This is a genomic window from Yinghuangia seranimata, from assembly GCF_029953285.1.
Taxonomy (GTDB): Bacteria; Actinomycetota; Actinomycetes; order Streptomycetales; family Streptomycetaceae; genus Yinghuangia; species Yinghuangia seranimata.
In genome coordinates this window covers 1-17,091 of sequence record NZ_JASAOI010000018.1, presented here as the reverse complement: position 1 = coordinate 17,091, position 17,091 = coordinate 1, and the positions used below count along the sequence as shown (strand labels likewise).

Below are 17,091 nucleotides of genomic sequence, written 5' to 3'. Positions count from 1 at the left end.
TCGCCGGGGCTGCCGCGCAAGTCGTCGCGCGCGCCGCGGTCGCGACCGCCCCGGCCCCGGACGGCCGCGGTCCGATCGTGCTGCCAGGCTGAACGTTCGTGCAGCGTTCGACCGTTGATCGCCGACGCCCCGGCGGCGAGACTGGACGGCGCAGGGCCGGACAAGCACGTCCTGGGCGCGGTGCCGAGCGGGCCGGGCACCGGCTTCCGGCACGGCGGCGCCGTGACCGAGAGTTGGAGTGATGGCCCGTCATGGCTGTTCTGTACGGCAGGGGTTCCGAGAAAGCCGCGATCGACGGGCTGCTTGCCGACATGCGTGACGGGCGAGCGCGTGGGCTGGTCGTCCGCGGCGAGGCCGGCATCGGCAAGTCGGCACTGCTCGACCACGCCGCTTCGGCGGCCGGACCGGACACGTGCGTGCTCCGCGTCACCGGCATCGAGTCCGAGGCCGAACTCGCCTACGCGGCACTGCATCTGCTGCTGCGTCCGGCCCTCGGCGGACTCGACGAACTGCCCGCCGTCCAGGCCGACGCGTTGCGCGGCGCCTTCGGCCTGGGCGCCGCGGCCGCCGCCGACCGCTTCATGGTGGGTCTCGCGACGCTCGGCCTGCTGGCCGCGCTGTCCCCGAACCGCCCCCTGCTGTGCCTCGTCGACGACGCCCAGTGGCTGGACCGGGAGTCCGCCGACGCGATGCTGTTCGCCGTCCGCCGCCTGCACGCCGAGCCGGTGGCCGTGGTGTTCGCGGCGCGCGACGACGGGCGGGTCTTCGGTCCCGGCCTCGACGAGGTCCGCCTGCCCCGGCTCCCCCGCGACGCGGCCGAGCTGCTGCTCGCGGACGCCGACGGCGGTCTGGCCCTCGCGGTCCGCGAACGGATCGTCGCCGAGGCGGCGGGAAACCCGCTGGCGCTGCTCGAAATCGCCGGAGGCCTCACCGACGGGCAGCGGGCCGGCTCGCTGCCGCCGCTGGCCTTCTCGCTCGACGGCGCGACGACGCCCGCGCACCGCGTGCAGTCCGCGTTCCGTGACCGCATCGCGGCCCTGCCCGACGCCGCCAAGCGGTGCCTGCTGGTGGCCGCGGTCGACGACTCCGGCGCGCTCGACCCGGTCGCCCGGGCCGTGAAGGAACTCGGCGGCTCGATGGCGGACTTCGCCGCGGCGGAACGCGCCGGACTGCTGCGGGTCGGCCCGGCCGGCGTCGTCTTCCGCCACCCGCTCGTGCGTTCGGCCGCCCGGTACCACGCGGACATCGCGCAGCGGACCGCCGCGCACCGCGCGCTGGCCGCCGTGCTGGACGGCGACGAACGGGCGTGGCACCTGGCCGCGGTCGCGACCGGACCCGACGAGGAGGTCGCCGCCGGGTTGGAGCGCGCCGCCGCGCGGTCCGTCATGCGGGGCGGGTACGCGGCGGTGTCCGCGGCGTACGAGCGCGCGGCGGAGCTGACCGCCGATCCCGCCGCGAAGGCCCGCAGGCTCGTCGAGGCGGCGTGTGCCGCGGCGGAGGCCGGCCAACTCCCCCGGACCCGCGAACTCGCCGTGCGGGCCTCCCGGCTCACCGGCGACCCGCACCTGCTCGCCCGGATCGCGGCGGTGCGCGCCACCGTCGAGTTCGAGGTCGGCACGCTGCACGAGGCGGCCCGCATCCTGATCGACGGCGCCGCGCTTCTCGAGGACGCTGACCCGGCGACGATGGTCACCATGCTCAGCGTGGCCGTCATGCACACGTGGTACGCGGGAGCGCGGCCCGAACAGGACGCGTACTTCCGCCGGATCGAGGAACTGGCGGCGCGCGCTCCCGGTGGCGAGTCCCCGGCCCTCGTCGCGTTCTGTGTGGGCCTGCGCACGCTCATGGGCGACCCTGCGGGGGCGGTGGGCATGATGGGCACCGCGTTCGCGGAGATCCGCGGCGCCGACCGCTCGCTGTCGGCGTTGCGTGCGGGCGGTCCGGCCATCGCGATGATGGTGGGCGACTTCGTCGGGGCGCACGACATGGCCGCCGAGACCGTGGCCGAGTTCCGCGCGGCGGGCATGGCAGGGCTGCTCCCGCAGGCGCTGATCCTGCTGAGCATGGCGCAGGTGTTCCTGGACCGGCCGCGCGACGCGATGGCCAGTGCGCAGGACGGGCTGCGCATCGCGCGCGATGTCGGGCAGCCGTACCGGGTCGGCTACCTCAAGGGACTCCTCACCTGGGTGCACGCCTATCTCGGCGACGAGAAGGCCGCGCGGGCGATCGCCGAGGAGGCCCTGGCGGAGTCGTCGGACGGCGACCGCATGCCGATCGTGGGCTGGGTCCTGCACGGCCTGGTCGCGGTCGACGCCGCCGTCGGGCGCTACGACGCGGTCCTCGAACGGTTCGCGCAGGCCGCGCACGAGCCGGTGCGCAACGGCATGACGGCGCTCATCTACGCCGCCCCCGAGCACGTCGAAGCGGCCGCCCGCACGGGGCGTCCCGAGGCGGCCGCCGCGTCGCTGGCCCGGTTCACGGCGTGGGCCGAGTCCGTCGGGGACGACTGGGCGCTCGCCGTCGCCCGGCGCTGTGCCGCGCTCGTCGCCGAACCCGGGGATGCCGAAAGGCTGTTCCGCGAGGCGCTCGCGCTCCACGAACGGTCCGGCGTACAGCGGCTCGCGCACGCGCGCACCGAACTGCTCTTCGGCGAGTGGCTGCGCCGCGAGCGTCGCCGGGTCGAAGCGCGCGAACACCTGCGCGCGGCGGCGGACACGTTCTCCGCGCTCGGCGCCCGCCTGTGGCACGACCGCGCCGACGCCGAGCTGCGCGCCACCGGCTCGGTGCCGTCCCCCCGCACGGCGGCGGCCGACCCGCTGGCGGGGCTCACCCCGCAGGAGTTCCAGGTGGTCAAGCTGGCCGCCACCGGCGCGTCCAACCGCGAGATCGGCGCACAGCTGTTCCTGAGCGCGCGCACGGTCGGCTACCACCTCTACAAGGCGTTCCCGAAGCTGGGCATCGCGTCGCGCGCCGAACTCGCCAGGTTCGCCGGCTGACACGCGCCGCCGCCCAAGCGAATGCCGACCGCCTGACCGTATGCCGCCGCCACGGTGACTGAAGCGGACCCGCCGCCCGGCCCGCCGTGACCGGTCACGTGACGGATTCCCGCCGTTCCGCCCGTCTCTAGCGTCGTGGTCGACAACGCAGCCGCCCCGGAGACAGCCTCCGGAGAGACGGAGAACTCCCGTGACACTCCTGCACGTTCCCAGCTACTCCCGAGCGGAGCGCGACCGGCGCTGGGCGCTGGCCAGGGACCTGATGGAGGCCGAAGGCGTCGACGCGCTGATCGCCTACGGCGAGCACGAGTGCGCCGACCTGGCCCCGTTCGCGCCCGACGTGTACTTCACCAACGACCGCCCGGGGTCGATCGTCGTCTTCTGCCGTGACCGCGACCCGATCCAACTGACCTGGGCCACACTGGCGGTGCAGGACCACATCGAGGCGCGCAGGCGCGGCGACGAACTGTGGATCGAGCCGCACAACATCCGCGTCGCCAAGCACGCTGCGGGCGTCGTGGAGGTGCTGCGCGAGCACCACCTCGAACAGGCCGCGGTCGGCGTGCTGGGCCTGGACCCGTACCCGCCGTTCCACGTCAACCCGATCATGCCGCACGTGCTGTGGAGCGGCGTGCTCGCCGAGCTGCCCGCCGTCACGTTCAAACCGGTCGGGCTCGGCTACCTGTTCGCGACGATCTGCCAGTCGGACGAGGAACTGGCCGTGATCCGGTACTCCGCGGCGGCCGGCGACGCGATGGCCCGGGCCATGCTGGAGGCCACCGCGCCGGGCGTCAACGAGGCGGACATCTACGCGGCGGGCATGGCGGCGGCGTTCCGCCTCGGCGCGGCCGCGCCGGACATGCTGCTCTCCTCAGGGCCCGGGTTCATCTCGTGGGGCCCGCCCGCATGGTCCTACCGGCCGCAGGCGCCGCGCGTCATAGAAGAGGGCGACATCGTCCTCGCCGAGGTCTTCTGCCGGTTCGGTATGAAGGAGACGCAGCACCAGGTCGCGATCGCGGTCGGCGAACCGCACCCGGACATCCTCGCTGCCGCCGGGATCGCCCGGGCCGCGTACGACGCCGGGCTCAAGGCGGCCCGCCCCGGAAACACGTTCGGCGACATCGTCGAGGCGATGCAGGAGCCGCTGACGCAGGCGGACTCGTGGAACATCCACCCGCTGGTGCACACGCTCAACCCGATGGGCCCGGTCGGCGGATTCGGCGCCGGACTGCGCCGCGTACCCGAAGCGCGCGACTACGGGCGGCTGTTCGAACTGCCCACGATGGGCGCCGAACTGCCTCTGGCGCCCGGCATGACGTTCGCCTTCGAGCCGAACGCGGTGGTCGGCGGCCGCGCCGTCAACATCGGCGGCACCGTGGTCATCGGCGAGGACGACCCGACCGAGCTCAACCCCTTCACGGCACGTCTGCTGCACGCGTGACCGCCGCGTCCCGCCCCTTCGGCACCACCGTGTCCACCCCCGAGCAGGAGGAAGCAGCATGATCGAGATCGAGCAGAGCGTCGGCTACCCGCAGTCCCCCGAAGCGGTCTTCGCGGCCGTGACGGACCTCGCCGGCTACCCGGCCTGGCAGCCGGACGTCCTGGAGGTCCGCGTCACCGACGGCGGCGATGTCGGACCCGGTACGCAGGTCACGCAGGTCCGCAAGGTGATGGGCCGCCGAGCGGAGGTCCGCCTCACCGTCACCCGGTACGACGCGGGACGCGTCCTCACCCTGGAGACGGAGCCGGACGCGACGCCCGCGGTCACCCAGAGCTACACGGTCCGCCCCGACGCGTTCGGCACGGTGCTGGACTTCCGGTTGACGCTCGACGGCGTGCCGAAGATGGCCGAGCACCTGGTGCGGACGCAGCTCGGCCGCCAGGCGCCGCACATCCTGGAGCGGCTGGGCGCCCTGCTCTCGCCGGCGGCCATCGCGTGACCGGCTGAGGCCCGGTCTCCCATCCCTACGGGCCGCTACCGCGGAGCGGCGCCCGGGGTGTGAGCGGCGGCGGACGCGGCGTGGACCGCGTCCGCCAGGCGGTCGCGGAACCAACGGTGCGCCGGGTCGTTCGCGTTGCGGGGGTGCCAGGCCATCCCGACGTCGAGCGGCGCCAGGTCGAGCGGGATGGGGAACGTGCGCAGCCCCAGCGCGGCGGTCGCGTCGGGGAGCCAGTCCGCGAGGCTGAGGCCGACGAGGTCGGTGCCGCGGGCGAGCATCATCGCGCTCGTGTGACTCGGCACGACGGCCGCGACGCGGCGTTTCAGGCCGAGTTCGGCGAGCGCGGTGTCGATCGGGCCGTGCCGCCTGCCCAGTCGGGAGATGCCGATGTGGTCGAAGGCGGCGAACCGCCGTGCGTCGATGCGCCGTTCGAAGATCGGGTGGCCGGTGCGGGCGACGCCCACCAGCGCCGCCCGCACCAGCGGCCGGGTGCGGATCTCGGGGTCCAGGTGTCCCAGGACCCCGAGTTCGACGTCGACCAGGCCCTGGCGCAGCCCGGGACCGCCTTCCATGGCCTCGGGCAGGAACACGACGTCGACCTGCGGCGCCTCCTGCCGGACGCGGTCGGCCAGTGTTCCGGCGAGCCCCACCAGGAGCAGTTCGGCGGTCTGCACGGTGAACGAGCGGTGCAGGTCCGCGGGGTCGAACCCCGCGCCGGGGCGCAGGACTTCGTCGCAACCGCGTAGCAAAGCGGCCACCTGCTCCCGCAGTTCCACCGCGCGCGGGGTCGGGACCAGCTGTTGCCCGGCCCGCACCAGCAGCGGGTCGCCGACCGCCCGGCGCAGCCGGGCCAGCGTGCGGCTGGTCGCGGCCGGCGAGGTGCCGAGCCGCTCGGCGGCGCGGGTCACGCTGTTCTCCTGGAGGAGGACGTCCAGGGCCCGCAGCAGGTTGAGGTCCACAAGCACTCCTGAACTGCATCTTTACGCTCTGCGTCAAGTATTGCGTGCCGATTCTTGCATCGCCGGGACCGGGGTCGCCGTTGAAGAGTGAGGGTGTTCGCAATCCGCAGAATCAGCGAAGGACCCACCCGTGATCGTCATCACCGCACCCACCAGCACGATCGGCCGCCTGCTCGTGGGCGACCTGCTCGCCCGCGACGCCAAGCTGCGCCTCGTGACCCGCGACGCCTCGCGCCTCGCCCCGGACATCCGCGACCGCACCGAGGTCGTCGAGGGCTCGCACGGCGACCCGGTCGTCGTGGAACGCGCGTTCGAGGACGCCGACACGGTGTTCTGGCTCGCCCCGGCCGACGCGGCCGCGCCGAGCGCCGAGGCCGCGTTCGTCGACTTCACCCGTCCGGCGGCCAACGCGTTCGCCCGGCACGGCGTCCGTCGCGTGGTCGGCGTCTCCGCGATCGGACGCGGCACCCCGCAGGCCCGGCACGCGGGTCCGGTCACGGCGTCGCTCGCCATGGACGACCTCATCGCCGACTCGGGGGTCGCCTACCGCGCGCTGGTGTGCCCGTCGTTCATGCACAACCTGCTCAACCACGTCGGCGCCGTCAAGGCGCAGGGCCTGTTCTTCATGATGGCCGACCCCGACCTGAAGGTCCCCACCGTCGCGACCCGCGACATCGCCGCCGCCGCGTCACGGCTGCTGCTCGACGGCACCTGGACCGGGTTCGACGAGGTCGCGTGCCTCGGGCCCGAGGACCTGTCGCCGAACGACATGGCGCGGATCGTCTCGGACGTACTGGGCCGGCCCGTCGGCTACCGCCAGGTCACCGCCGAGGCGTTCAAGGAGCGCATGACCGGCTTCGGCTTCAGCGCGGCGATGGCGCAGGCGATGGCCGACATGTTCGACGCCAAGAACGCCGGCATGGACAACGCGGCGCCGCGCACCGCTGCGTCGGCGACGCCGACCACGTTCCGGCAGTGGTGCGAGGAGGTGCTGGCACCGGCCGTCGCACGGGCCTGAGGCGAGCCGACACCCCGCGCGGATTCCGCTCGCGGCGGACAAAGCTGAAGGCGAACGCGTGTCCGACCTACCATGAGGCATGGCCGACACCGCACCTCAGCCGCCGTCCGAGACCGCCGACACGCGCCCCGCACAGCGGCCCGCCGCGCCGGCCGGCGAACCGCTGTGGCGCGACGTCCTCGGCCGGCACCTCAGGTCGCTGCGCCTCGAAAGAGGCGAGACGCTGGCCGAGACCGCGGGCCGCGCGGGGGTGTCGCCGCAGTACCTCTCCGAGATGGAGCGCGGCGTCAAGGAGCCGTCGAGCGAGATGATCGCGGCGGTCGGCGGGGCGTTGGACCAGACGCTGGTCGACCTGACCCTCGCCGTCGCCGACACCCTGCGGGCCTCGACGGTGCGTCAGGCCAGGCCGACGGGCGGGCGCCCGGCCACGATGTGCCGCGCGGCCTTGGCCCTGGCGGCCTGACCGGACGCCCTTCAACACCCGTGTCCCGGATCAGCGTTCCTGGATCACGAGGTCGATCAGGCCGTATTCGCGCGCGCCTTCGGCGGTGAACACCCGGTCGTGGTCGGTGTCGGCGCGCAGCGTCTCGGTGCTGCGGCCGGTGTGGTGCGACAGGATCCGCTCGATGTCCGCGCGCACCCGCACCACTTCGTCGGCCTGGAGGATCAGGTCGGGGATGGTGCCGCGGCCCTGCGCCGCCGGCTGGTGGAGCACGACCCGGGCGTGCGGCAGGGCCGCGCGCTTGCCGGGCTCGCCCGCCGACAGCAGGACCGCGCCGACCGCGACCGCCTGGCCGACGCACGTGGTGGCGATCGGCGACTTGACGTACCGCATGGTGTCGTAGACCGCGAGCATCGCGCTCGGGTCGCCGCCCTCGCAGTTGATGTAGAGCTGGATCTCCCGCTCGTGGTTGTCCGCCTCGAGGAACAGCAGCTGCGCGACAAGGGCGTTGGCGACGCCCGCGTCGATGCCGGTGCCGAGGTAGATGACGCGCTCGGCGAGCAGGTGCGAGTACACGTCCATGATGCGTTCGCCGCGCGAGTCGCGGGTGATGACGTTGGGAATGGCGTACGTGCTCATCACACTGCTCCCTGGAATCCGGTGCCGGTCCCGGCGCGCCGGGATCCGCGCGGCGCGATCTCGTCGAACCGCTGAACGATGGCGTCGACGAAGCCGTAGTCGAGGGCTTCCCGGGCGGTGTACCAGCGGTCGTGCAGCGAGTCCTCGAAGACGCGTTCGGCCGGCTGCCCGGTGTCCTCCGCGATGAGGCCGAGCACGGTGTCGCGGGTGTGCCGCAGGTCGTTCGCCTGCAGCTCGATGTCGACGGCGGTGCCCGCGATGCCCGCCGAGCCCTGGTGCATGAGCACGCGGGCGTGCGGGAGCGCGCGGCGCTTGCCGCGGGTGCCGGACGAGAGCAGGAACTGCCCGGCGCTGTACGCGATACCGAGCACCAGCGTGGACACGTCGCACGGTACGACCCGCATCACGTCGCGGATCGCCAGCATGGCCGGGACCGACCCGCCCGGCGAGTGGATCCACAGCGCGATGTCGGACTCCGGGTCGTCCGCGGCGAGGCTCATCATCTGGGTGGCGAGCAGCGTGCCGTTCTCGTCGTCGAGGGGCCCGTCGAGGACCAGCACGCGCTGTTCGTACAGCTCACGCCGGGAGCGGGCCGGGAAAACCGGGGGCTTCGTGTCTTCGCTCATGCCGTCCAGCCTGCGGCCGCGGGCCGCGCGCGGACAGCCGTATCTGCCGTCGGCGGATCCGCCCAGGGCGCAGCCGCTGAGAGCAGACACGGCGGGCTTTCGGCCGCGGCGTGTGCTAACTCGGTGCCGTTCCGGTGCTGTTCCGGTGCTGGTGGGGCGGCCCCGCCGCGCAACCCCCCCCGGGGGGCCCCCCCGGGGGGCGGGGGGGGGCCCCGGCCGCCGGTGTCGGCCTCGACCGAGGCCGGGAGCCCGGGAGTCGTGGGTCCCGGGACCGGATCAGGCGGTCGGGATCGTGAGCTGCTGGCCCGGCAGGATCTGGTGCGGGTTACCGCCGACCACGGAGCGGTTGGCGTCGTACAGCTTCTGCCAGCCGCCCTTGACGTTGTTCTTCGCGGCGATCGTCGACAGCGTGTCGCCAGACCGGACGGTGTAGTCGCCGCCGGCGGCCGGCTTCGGGGCGGCCGGCTTCGGGGCGGCCGGCTTCGGGGCCGCGGGCTTCGCGGGCTTCTCGACCGGCTTGCCGGCCGGCTTGTCCTGCGTGGGCTTGGCGGCGGAGTTCGTGCCGGAACCGGCGTTGCCGGCGTCCTTCTTGCCGGACGTTCCGGTCGAACCGTTGTCGGACGTACCCGACTTGGCGTTGCTCTTAGCGGAACCGCCGCCCTGCGCGGTCGCGTTGGCGTCGCCGCCCGCGCCGAGACCGGCCTTGACGGAGCACACCGGCCACGCGCCGGGGCCCTGGCCGGCGCGGACGCGCTCGGCGACGGCGATCTGCTGGTCCTTGGTGGCCAGGTCGGCGCGCGGCGCGTACTGCGTGCCGCCGTAGGCCGCCCAGGTGCTCTGCGTGAACTGCAGGCCGCCGTAGAAGCCGTTGCCGGTGTTGGCGGACCAGTTGTTGGTGCTCTCGCACGCCGCGACCTGGTCCCAGGTCGACGCGGAGGAGGTGGAGGAGGACGCCGCGTGGGCGGTGCCCGCAAGGCCGGCGAGCGGGAGCGCCACGCCGAGGCCTGCCACGACCGCCATCCGCTTCGTCCGGCTGGTGCGGGCGACGGCGGAAACGGGCGTGCTGAAGGAACCGAAACGCATTGATGAACCTCTGCGACGCCTGCGAGGTGAGCTGTCGGGTTCGGGCGGAAGAGGACACGCCCGGCCGTGCGTACGAGGCACGGCTTCACCCCAGGGGCACCCGCCGCGTTGGGCGGTGCCACGCTTACCTGGTTCCCCCGCTCCTGCCTTCAGTCGCTGATCGACTGCCACTGCCGGACGGAGGCAGGATTCGGCGTGCCGTCCGCAGGTGCCGCTTGTGCGGCCTCAACGACAGTTGCACGACCTCCCCCCGTCCGCCAAATCCTCGGCGGGGTCGTGTAGGCCACGTCACAAACGCGCCGGATCAGGCCTCGGCGAGGGTTGCGGGGAGGGTGCGCAGGACGTGGGCGGCGAGGTCGGCGGAGGCTTCGGGGTCGCCGGCGATGTGGCGCAGCAGGGCCTGCTGGAAGAGGCCGTCGTAGAGGGCGTACGTGACGGCCGGGGGGAACGCGGTGGGGCGGCCCGCGAGTTCGGCGTACTGGTCGACGATGCGCGCGATCATGCGTTCGAGGCTGTCGTCGATCTGCAGGACGTCCTCGCGGAAGGACTCCTCGAACAGGCTCTGGTTGCGCAGGTCGTACCAGAGCCGGTGCATCGCGGCGTCGTCGCGCAGGGTGGCGGCCATGGCGTCGGCGAATCCGTGCGCGAGGCCGTCCGCGGTGTCGGCGTCGGCCACGATGTGGTCGTAGCGCTTGACGCACTCGGTCTTGTACTGGCGCACGCACTGCGTGATCAGGTCGACCTTGTCCCGGAAGTAGTAGTGCAGGACGCCGTGCGAGAACTCGGAGTTCTGGGCGATGTCGCGCAGGCTCGTGCGCGCGTAGCCGAGTTCGGCGAGGGTGCGCAGCGCCGAGTCGGCGAGCTGCTTGCGGCGCTCCTCGAACTTGTCGACCTGGCGGCGGGAGATCCTGTCCCGGCCCTGGTCCGCTACCTGGGTCATAGTGCGTCTTCCCGTTCGGCCGACGCGGTGCGGGGACCGCGAGACGTGAGCGCAGCTTAGCGCGTGGCGGAAGACCCCACGAGGATCTCTGGACAAACGTCCAAAGAAAACTTGACAGTTGTTCAGGAAAAGCTTGACGAGTGTCAAGACATCACTAGGCTGTGCGGCACGTCACATCCCGGTTGCATTTCCCTGGCCAGAAGGAGACGCCCATGAGCGGATACGACCTCACCGGACGCACTGCCCTCGTCACCGGCGCCGCGCGCGGCCTCGGCGCCGGCATGGCCGCGGCGCTCGGCCGCGCCGGAGCCGTCGTCGCGGTCGCCGACCGCGACGCGGAGGCCGGGAAGGCCGCCGCGGAGGCACTCGTCGCCGAGGGGCTGCGCGCCGAGTTCGTGGCCCTCGACGTCACCGACGACGACGCGTGGGAGGCGGCCGTCCGCACGACCGTCGACGCCTTCGGCGGGCTCGACGTCGTCGTCAACAACGCCGGCGTCGAGATCTCCGGGCTCGTCGCCGACCTGCGCGCCGAGGACGTGCGCGCCATGCTCGACGTCAACGTGCTCGGCGTCGCCCTCGGCACCAAGCACGCGTTCCGCGCGATGCGGCCCGGCGGCGCGGCGGGCCGCGGCGGCTCGGTGGTCAACATCTCCTCCGTCGCCGCGATCACGGTGTTCCCCGGCATCGCGGGCTACTCCGCCACCAAGTCGGGCGTGGACCGGCTCACGCGGGTGGCCGCGCTGGAGTCCGGGAAGCTCGGCTACGGCGTGCGCGTCAACTGCGTGTACCCGGGCCTCGTCCCCACCGACATGGGCGTCCGCCTCGCGGAGGACATGGCCACGCTCGGCCTGTGGCCCACGCCGGACGCCGCGGTCACCACGGTCGTCGAGGGCACGCCCCTCGGCCGGCTCGGCGAGGTCGGCGAGATGGCCGACGCCGTCGTGTTCCTCGCCTCCGACGCGGCCCGCTTCATCACCGGCGCCGGGCTGCCCGTCGACGGCGGCTTCGGCATGTAGCGGCGACGCCGCCCCCGCACCGCCACCCACCACTCCCCCGCGGCCACGTGCCCGCCGCCGAAACGAGAGAGCGGTCCATGACCAGCACCAAACCCGTCGTCGTCTACGGAGCCTCCGGCTACACCGGCCGCCTCGTCTGCGAATACCTCCGCGAGTACAACGTGCCGTTCATCGCGGCCGGCCGCGACAAGGCCCGCATACGCGAAGTCCTGGACCGCGTACCGGGAATCGAGACGGTCGACCACGAGGTGGTCGAGGTCGAGCACGACGTCGCCTCGCTCACCGACCTGTTCCGCGGCGCCTCGGTCGTCAGCAACATGGTCGGCCCGTTCATCAAGTACGGGCCCGAGGTGGTCGAGGCCGCGCTCGCCGCGGGCTGCCACTACCTCGACACCACCGGCGAGCAGGACTGGCTGCTCGACGCGCAGAATCGCTGGGGCAAGCAGTACGCCGACGCCGGGCTCCTCCTCTCGCCCGGCCTCGCGCACATGTACACCACCGGCGAGATCGCGGCGAACATCTGCCTGGAGACGCCGGGCGTCGACACGCTCGACATCCTCGTGCTGTGGAAGGGCTTCCCGACCTACGCCTCCACCCAGACCATCTTCACCATCCTCAAGGCGGACTGGTTCTACCTGGAGCAGAACGAGTACCGCCGCTGGGAGCCCACGACGACGTTCGAGGTCGCCGTTCCCGGACAGCACGAGGTCGCGCTCGCGCTGCCCTGGGGTGGCACGTGTCACCCCGTCTGGTTCAAGGACGACCCGCGCGTGGCGAACTGCCGTGTCGCGGGCGGCGTGTTCGACCGCGGCGTGATGCAGGGCGTCGTCGAGACCGTCAAGCTCGTCGAGGAACAGATCAAGACCCTCCCGGCCGACCAGCAGGACGCGGCGCTCGCGGAGATCGCCGGCTCCGTGCAGGCGGGCATGCCGCCGCGCGAGAACCCGCGCATCAACACCTCGCTCGACTCCGTGCACGCCACCGGCCCGCTCGCCCGCGTGCACTGCGTGATCCACGGCAACAGCAACTACAAGCAGACCGGCCTGCTCCAGGCGTACGCGGCGTACTCGCTCCTCCAGCAGCCGCCGCGCCGCGCGGGCCTCGCCTCCGGGTGCCAGGCCTTCGGCCACCGCGAACTCCTGGGCGTGCTCCGCTCCTTCGGCCTCGTGATGGAGCCGGAGGTCACCGTACGCACCTGACCCGCACGGCGGGGCGGGGCCCCGGCGCCCCCCCCCCCCCCCCCCACCCCCCCTCCCCCCCCCGGCGGCCGCCGCCCGCCCCCCCCCCCCCGCCCCCCGCCTCCCCCGCACCCGTCTTTCCCCACCGACCCCGGGAGCGCCCATGCGGCTCTGCGACTACCTCGACAAGGGCGCCTCGCTCGGCGCCGACGCGCCCTGCCTGACGATGGACGGGACCACGCTGACGTACGGCGAAGTACGCGTCCTGTCCTGGCGCGTCGCCCGCGCGCTCGACCGGTCGGGGGTGCGCCCGGGTGAGAAGGTCGCGGTGCTGTCCGCCAACAACTCCACCGCGTTCGCCACGGTGTTCGGTATCTCCCGCGCGGGCGCGGTGTGGTGCCCCGTCAACCCGCGCAACGCCGCCGCCGACAACCGCGACCTGCTCGACCTCCTCGACTGCGTCTGCCTGGTCTTCCAGCCGTCCTTCGCCCCCCTCGTCGAGAGCATCCGCGCGGACCTCCCCCGACTCCGCACCCTCATATGCCTGGACGACCCGAAGGAGGCCGCCCCCGCGTCACTCGCGGAAGCGGTCCCCTTCAGCCTGTGGCTGGACGGCACCGGCGAGGAACCGTGGTCCGCAGACGCGCCCGACGACATTGTCATGATCGCCGGGACGGGCGGCACGACCGGCAAGTCCAAGGGCGTCATGCTGAGCAGCCGCAATATCGAGACGATGTCGGCGCTCACGCTGATGAGTTACCCCTTCCGGCCGCGCCCCGTCTATCTCGCCCTCGCGCCGCTGACCCACGCCGCGGGCGTCCTGTGTTTCCCGGTACTCAGCCTGGGCGGCGAGATCGTCGTCATGCCGCGGCCCGACCTCGGGGAGTTCCTCGGGCTCGTCGAACGGCACGGCGTCACCCACACGTTCCTGCCGCCGACCCTCGTGTACGGCCTGCTCGCGCACCCCGCGCTCGACGGCACCGACACCTCGTCGCTGCGGTGCCTCTGGTACGGCGCGGCCCCGATGGCGCCCGCGCGCCTCGAAGAGGCCATCGCCCGCCTCGGCCCCGTCCTCGGGCAGCTGTTCGGACAGACCGAGGCGCCGATGATGGTCTCCACGCTGGCCCCGGCCGACCACGTCCACCCCGACGGCACCCCGGTCCGCGAACGCCTCGCGTCCGCCGGACGCCCCACCCCGCTCGTCACCGTCGGGATCATGGACGCCGACGGCGTCCTCCTGCCGCCGGGCGCCCGCGGCGAGATCGTCGTACGCGGATCGCTCGTCATGCCCGGCTACTACCGCAACCCCGAGGCGACCGCCGAGGTGTCCCGGCACGGCTGGCACCACACCGGCGACGTCGGCTACCTCGACGAGGACGGCTACCTGTTCATCGTCGACCGCCTCAAGGACATGATCATCACCGGCGGCTTCAACGTGTACTCCGCCGAGGTCGAGAACGCGCTGCTCGACCACCCCGACGTCCGCGAGTGCGCCGTCGTCGGCCTGCCCGACGCCACCTGGGGCGAACGCGTCACCGCGGTCGTCCAGCTGCACCCGGACCGGGACACCGGCGCCGACGCCCTGCGCGCCTTCGTCAAGGACCGCCTCGGCGGTGTGAAGGCCCCCAAGCAGGTCGAGATCTGGCCCGAGCTGCCGCGCTCCACGGTCGGCAAGGTCCTCAAGCCGGACGTCAGGCAGCGCCTGCTCGCCGCGGACGGCGCGACGGACACCCCGGCGGACGGTGTCGACCGCGGCGGCCCGCACTAGCCCGGTGCACGGGGACCCCCATCCCACCACTCCGCTATCTTTGATAAATTATTGAAAAGACGGATTGGCGAGCGAGGGGTCCCTGTGACGGTGTCTGCCGAGGCCGTGCCTCATGAACGCGAGATGGATCTGGTCGTGCGCGCGGCGCGCGTCGAGTCGGACGGGGTGCGGTCGCTCGACCTCGTGTCCGCGGCCGGCGAGCGGTTGCCGGCATGGACACCCGGGGCGCACATCGACCTGGTGCTCGGCGAAGGGCCGGACGCGCTGGTACGCCAGTACTCGCTCTGCGGCGACGCCGCGAGCGGCGAGATCTGGCGGATAGCCGTGCTGCGCACCGCCGACTCGCGCGGCGGTTCGCAGCGCGTGCACGACGACCTGCGCGTCGGCGACGTGGTGAAGGTGCGCGGCCCGCGCAACCACTTCGCGCTGGCCGCCAGCCCCCGGTACCTCTTCATCGCCGGGGGCATCGGCATCACCCCGATCCTCCCGATGGTCGCCGAGGCCGAGGCGGCCGGCGCCGACTGGCGGCTCGTGTACGGCGGCCGCACCCGGAGCGCCATGGCGTTCGTGGACCGCCTGGCCCCGTACGGCGCCAAGGTCACGCTCGCCCCGCAGGACGAGGTCGGGTACCTGGACCTGGACGCGCTGCTCGGCGCGCCCGAGGCCGGCACCCTGGTCTACTGCTGCGGGCCCGAAGGGCTCCTCGACGCCGTCGAGGCCCGGTGCGCCGCGTGGCCGCAGGGGGCGCTGCGCATCGAGCGCTTCACACCGATCGCCGTGGACGACACGGGGAACCGCGAGTTCACGGTCGTCCTCAAGCGTTCGGGCCTGACCCTCACCGTGCCGCGCGACAAGTCGATCTACGCGGTGTGCCGTGAGAACGACGTCTCGCCGCTCGCCTCATGTCTCGAAGGCATCTGCGGAACGTGCGAGACCGAGGTCCTGGAGGGCGAGGTCGAGCACCGCGACGCGATCCTCGACGAAGCCGAACGGGCCGCCAACACCTCGATGATGATCTGCGTCTCGCGCTGCCGGGGCGACCGGCTCACGCTGGACCTGTGACCCGGAGGGCACCATGACCACAAGCATCTATCGGGTCGTCAACCCGGCCACCGGCGAGCAAGGCGCGCCGTATCCGACGGCGGATCCCGAGGCCCTCGAGTCCGGCCTCGCCGGCGCGTCGAGCGCGTTCCGCACGTGGCGCCGCACCCCGCTCGGCGAACGCCGGGACCTGCTGCGCCGGGTCGCGGACCTCCACGAGGAACGCGCCCCCGAACTGGCGGCCGTGATGGCCGCGGAGATGGGCAAACCGGTCCGCTCCGGGCGCGGCGAGGTCGCCCTGTGCGCCGAGATCTACCGCTACTACGCCGACCACGCCGAGGAGTTCCTCGCGGACGAAGTCCTCCCGCGGAACGACGGCGCGACCGCCCTCCTCCGCACGGCCCCGATCGGGCCGCTGCTGGGCGTCATGCCGTGGAACTACCCGTACTACCAGGTGGCCCGTTTCGCGGCGCCGAACCTGCTGCTCGGCAACACCGTCCTCCTCAAACACGCCCCGCAGTGCCCCGAGTCCGCACTGCGGTTGGCGGAGGTCTTCGCCGACGCGGGCCTGCCGGCCGGCGGTTACACCAACCTGTTCCTCGACAACGGGCAGGTCGCGGCGGTCATCGGCGATCCGCGTGTCCAGGGCGTGTCGCTGACCGGCTCGGAGCGCGCGGGCGCCGCCGTCGCCGAGGCGGCCGGCCGCCACCTGAAGAAGGTGGTGCTCGAACTGGGCGGCTCCGACCCGTTCATCGTCCTGGACACCGCCGACCTGGACGCCCTGGTGGCCGAGGCCGTCGTCGGCCGCATGGGCAACTGCGGGCAGGCGTGCAACGCGGCCAAGCGGTTCCTCGTGTCCGCGGACCTGTACGACGAGTTCGTCGCGCGGTTCGCGGCGGCCGTCGCCGGGATCCGGGTGGGCGATCCGATGGACGAAGGCACGGCGATGGGGCCGATGTCCTCGCACGCCGCCCGCGACGTGGTGGCCGCACAGGTCGCCGACGCGCTGGCGAAGGGCGCGGTCGCGGTGACCGGCGGCGGCCCCGTCCCCGGGCCCGGCGCCTATTTCCAGCCGACCGTGCTGACCGGCGTCGCGCCGGGCATGCGCGCGTGGGACGAGGAGGTCTTCGGTCCCGTCGCCGTGGTGCACGCGTTCGCCGACGTGGCGGACGCGGTCCGGATCGCCAACGATTCGCCGTACGGCCTGTCCGCGTCGGTGCACGCCGCCGACCCCGCGGACGCGCTGGCGCTGGTGGACCTCCTCGACGTCGGCATGGTCTACGTCAACGAGTCGCCGTCGACCGCCGCCGACCTCCCGTTCGGCGGCGTCAAGCGCAGCGGCTTCGGCCGCGAACTCGGCCGACTGGGCGTCTTCGAGTTCGCCAACCGCAAGCTGGTGAAGGCCCGGACATAGCCGAACGCGCGACACACGCGGAAGGGGGGGG

Annotated in this window: 15 protein-coding genes and 1 riboswitch; of the genes, 10 read left to right on the top strand and 5 right to left on the bottom strand. The window is 73.1% G+C overall.

Annotation, left to right across the window (positions count from 1 at the left end; genetic code table 11):
• Positions 1-251: 251 nt before the first annotated feature.
• From QI554_RS12895 to QI554_RS12885, 3 genes are all read left to right on the top strand, one after another.
• A complete protein-coding gene (locus tag QI554_RS12895) occupies positions 252-2,996 on the top strand; it encodes a LuxR family transcriptional regulator (RefSeq protein WP_281469429.1) in 2,745 nt (914 codons plus the stop codon).
• Between the two features lie 190 nt (positions 2,997-3,186).
• Positions 3,187-4,437 (top strand): M24 family metallopeptidase, encoded by a 1,251-nt coding sequence (locus QI554_RS12890; protein WP_281469427.1) that lies wholly within the window; start codon positions 3,187-3,189, stop codon positions 4,435-4,437.
• A gap of 58 nt (positions 4,438-4,495) precedes the next feature.
• On the top strand, positions 4,496-4,936 hold the full coding sequence (locus QI554_RS12885; RefSeq protein ID WP_281469425.1) for an SRPBCC family protein: 441 nt from the start codon (positions 4,496-4,498) through the stop codon (positions 4,934-4,936).
• A gap of 35 nt (positions 4,937-4,971) precedes the next feature.
• Here the strand turns inward: QI554_RS12885 and QI554_RS12880 are convergent, their stop codons facing one another.
• Positions 4,972-5,895, bottom strand: coding sequence for a LysR family transcriptional regulator (locus QI554_RS12880; protein ID WP_281469424.1), 924 nt, complete (start codon positions 5,893-5,895; stop codon positions 4,972-4,974).
• A 130-nt stretch (positions 5,896-6,025) separates the two neighbouring features.
• Between QI554_RS12880 and QI554_RS12875 the strand changes: the two genes are divergently transcribed.
• Together QI554_RS12875 and QI554_RS12870 are read left to right on the top strand one after the other, a co-directional pair.
• A complete protein-coding gene (locus tag QI554_RS12875) occupies positions 6,026-6,913 on the top strand; it encodes an NAD(P)H-binding protein (RefSeq protein WP_281469422.1) in 888 nt (295 codons plus the stop codon).
• Positions 6,914-6,992: 79 nt separating this feature from the next.
• Complete coding sequence (locus QI554_RS12870; RefSeq protein WP_281469420.1) at positions 6,993-7,376, top strand: helix-turn-helix domain-containing protein; 384 nt, start codon at positions 6,993-6,995, stop codon at positions 7,374-7,376.
• Positions 7,377-7,406: 30 nt separating this feature from the next.
• Here QI554_RS12870 and QI554_RS12865 read toward each other — a convergent pair whose 3' ends face one another.
• From QI554_RS12865 to QI554_RS12850, 4 genes are all read right to left on the bottom strand, one after another.
• Positions 7,407-7,994: a ClpP family protease gene (locus QI554_RS12865; RefSeq protein WP_281469418.1), complete on the bottom strand. Its 588-nt coding sequence runs from the start codon at positions 7,992-7,994 to the stop codon at positions 7,407-7,409.
• Positions 7,994-8,620, bottom strand: coding sequence for a ClpP family protease (locus QI554_RS12860; RefSeq protein ID WP_281469416.1), 627 nt, complete (start codon positions 8,618-8,620; stop codon positions 7,994-7,996). Before QI554_RS12860 ends, QI554_RS12865 begins: the two co-directional genes overlap by 1 nt.
• Before the next feature lie 276 nt (positions 8,621-8,896).
• Positions 8,897-9,703 (bottom strand): LysM peptidoglycan-binding domain-containing protein, encoded by an 807-nt coding sequence (locus tag QI554_RS12855; protein WP_281469413.1) that lies wholly within the window; start codon positions 9,701-9,703, stop codon positions 8,897-8,899.
• A 1-nt stretch (position 9,704) separates the two neighbouring features.
• Positions 9,705-9,869, bottom strand: a riboswitch (cyclic di-AMP (ydaO/yuaA leader).
• A gap of 138 nt (positions 9,870-10,007) precedes the next feature.
• Positions 10,008-10,643: a TetR/AcrR family transcriptional regulator gene (locus tag QI554_RS12850; protein ID WP_281469411.1), complete on the bottom strand. Its 636-nt coding sequence runs from the start codon at positions 10,641-10,643 to the stop codon at positions 10,008-10,010.
• A 212-nt stretch (positions 10,644-10,855) separates the two neighbouring features.
• On the opposite strand from QI554_RS12850, the gene QI554_RS12845 reads away from it, so the two are divergent.
• From QI554_RS12845 to QI554_RS12825, 5 genes are all read left to right on the top strand, one after another.
• Positions 10,856-11,659: an SDR family NAD(P)-dependent oxidoreductase gene (locus QI554_RS12845; protein ID WP_281469409.1), complete on the top strand. Its 804-nt coding sequence runs from the start codon at positions 10,856-10,858 to the stop codon at positions 11,657-11,659.
• Between the two features lie 77 nt (positions 11,660-11,736).
• A complete protein-coding gene (locus QI554_RS12840; protein ID WP_281469407.1) occupies positions 11,737-12,858 on the top strand; it encodes a DUF5938 domain-containing protein in 1,122 nt (373 codons plus the stop codon).
• 142 nt (positions 12,859-13,000) lie between these two features.
• Entirely contained in the window at positions 13,001-14,605 is a 1,605-nt protein-coding gene (locus QI554_RS12835; protein WP_281469405.1) for an acyl-CoA synthetase, read from the top strand.
• Positions 14,606-14,728: 123 nt separating this feature from the next.
• The gene (locus tag QI554_RS12830) at positions 14,729-15,667 is read left to right on the top strand and encodes a PDR/VanB family oxidoreductase (protein WP_281469403.1); all 939 of its coding nucleotides are present in this window, start codon (positions 14,729-14,731) and stop codon (positions 15,665-15,667) included.
• Positions 15,668-15,680: 13 nt separating this feature from the next.
• Positions 15,681-17,060: an aldehyde dehydrogenase family protein gene (locus tag QI554_RS12825; protein WP_281469401.1), complete on the top strand. Its 1,380-nt coding sequence runs from the start codon at positions 15,681-15,683 to the stop codon at positions 17,058-17,060.
• Positions 17,061-17,091 lie beyond the last annotated feature (31 nt).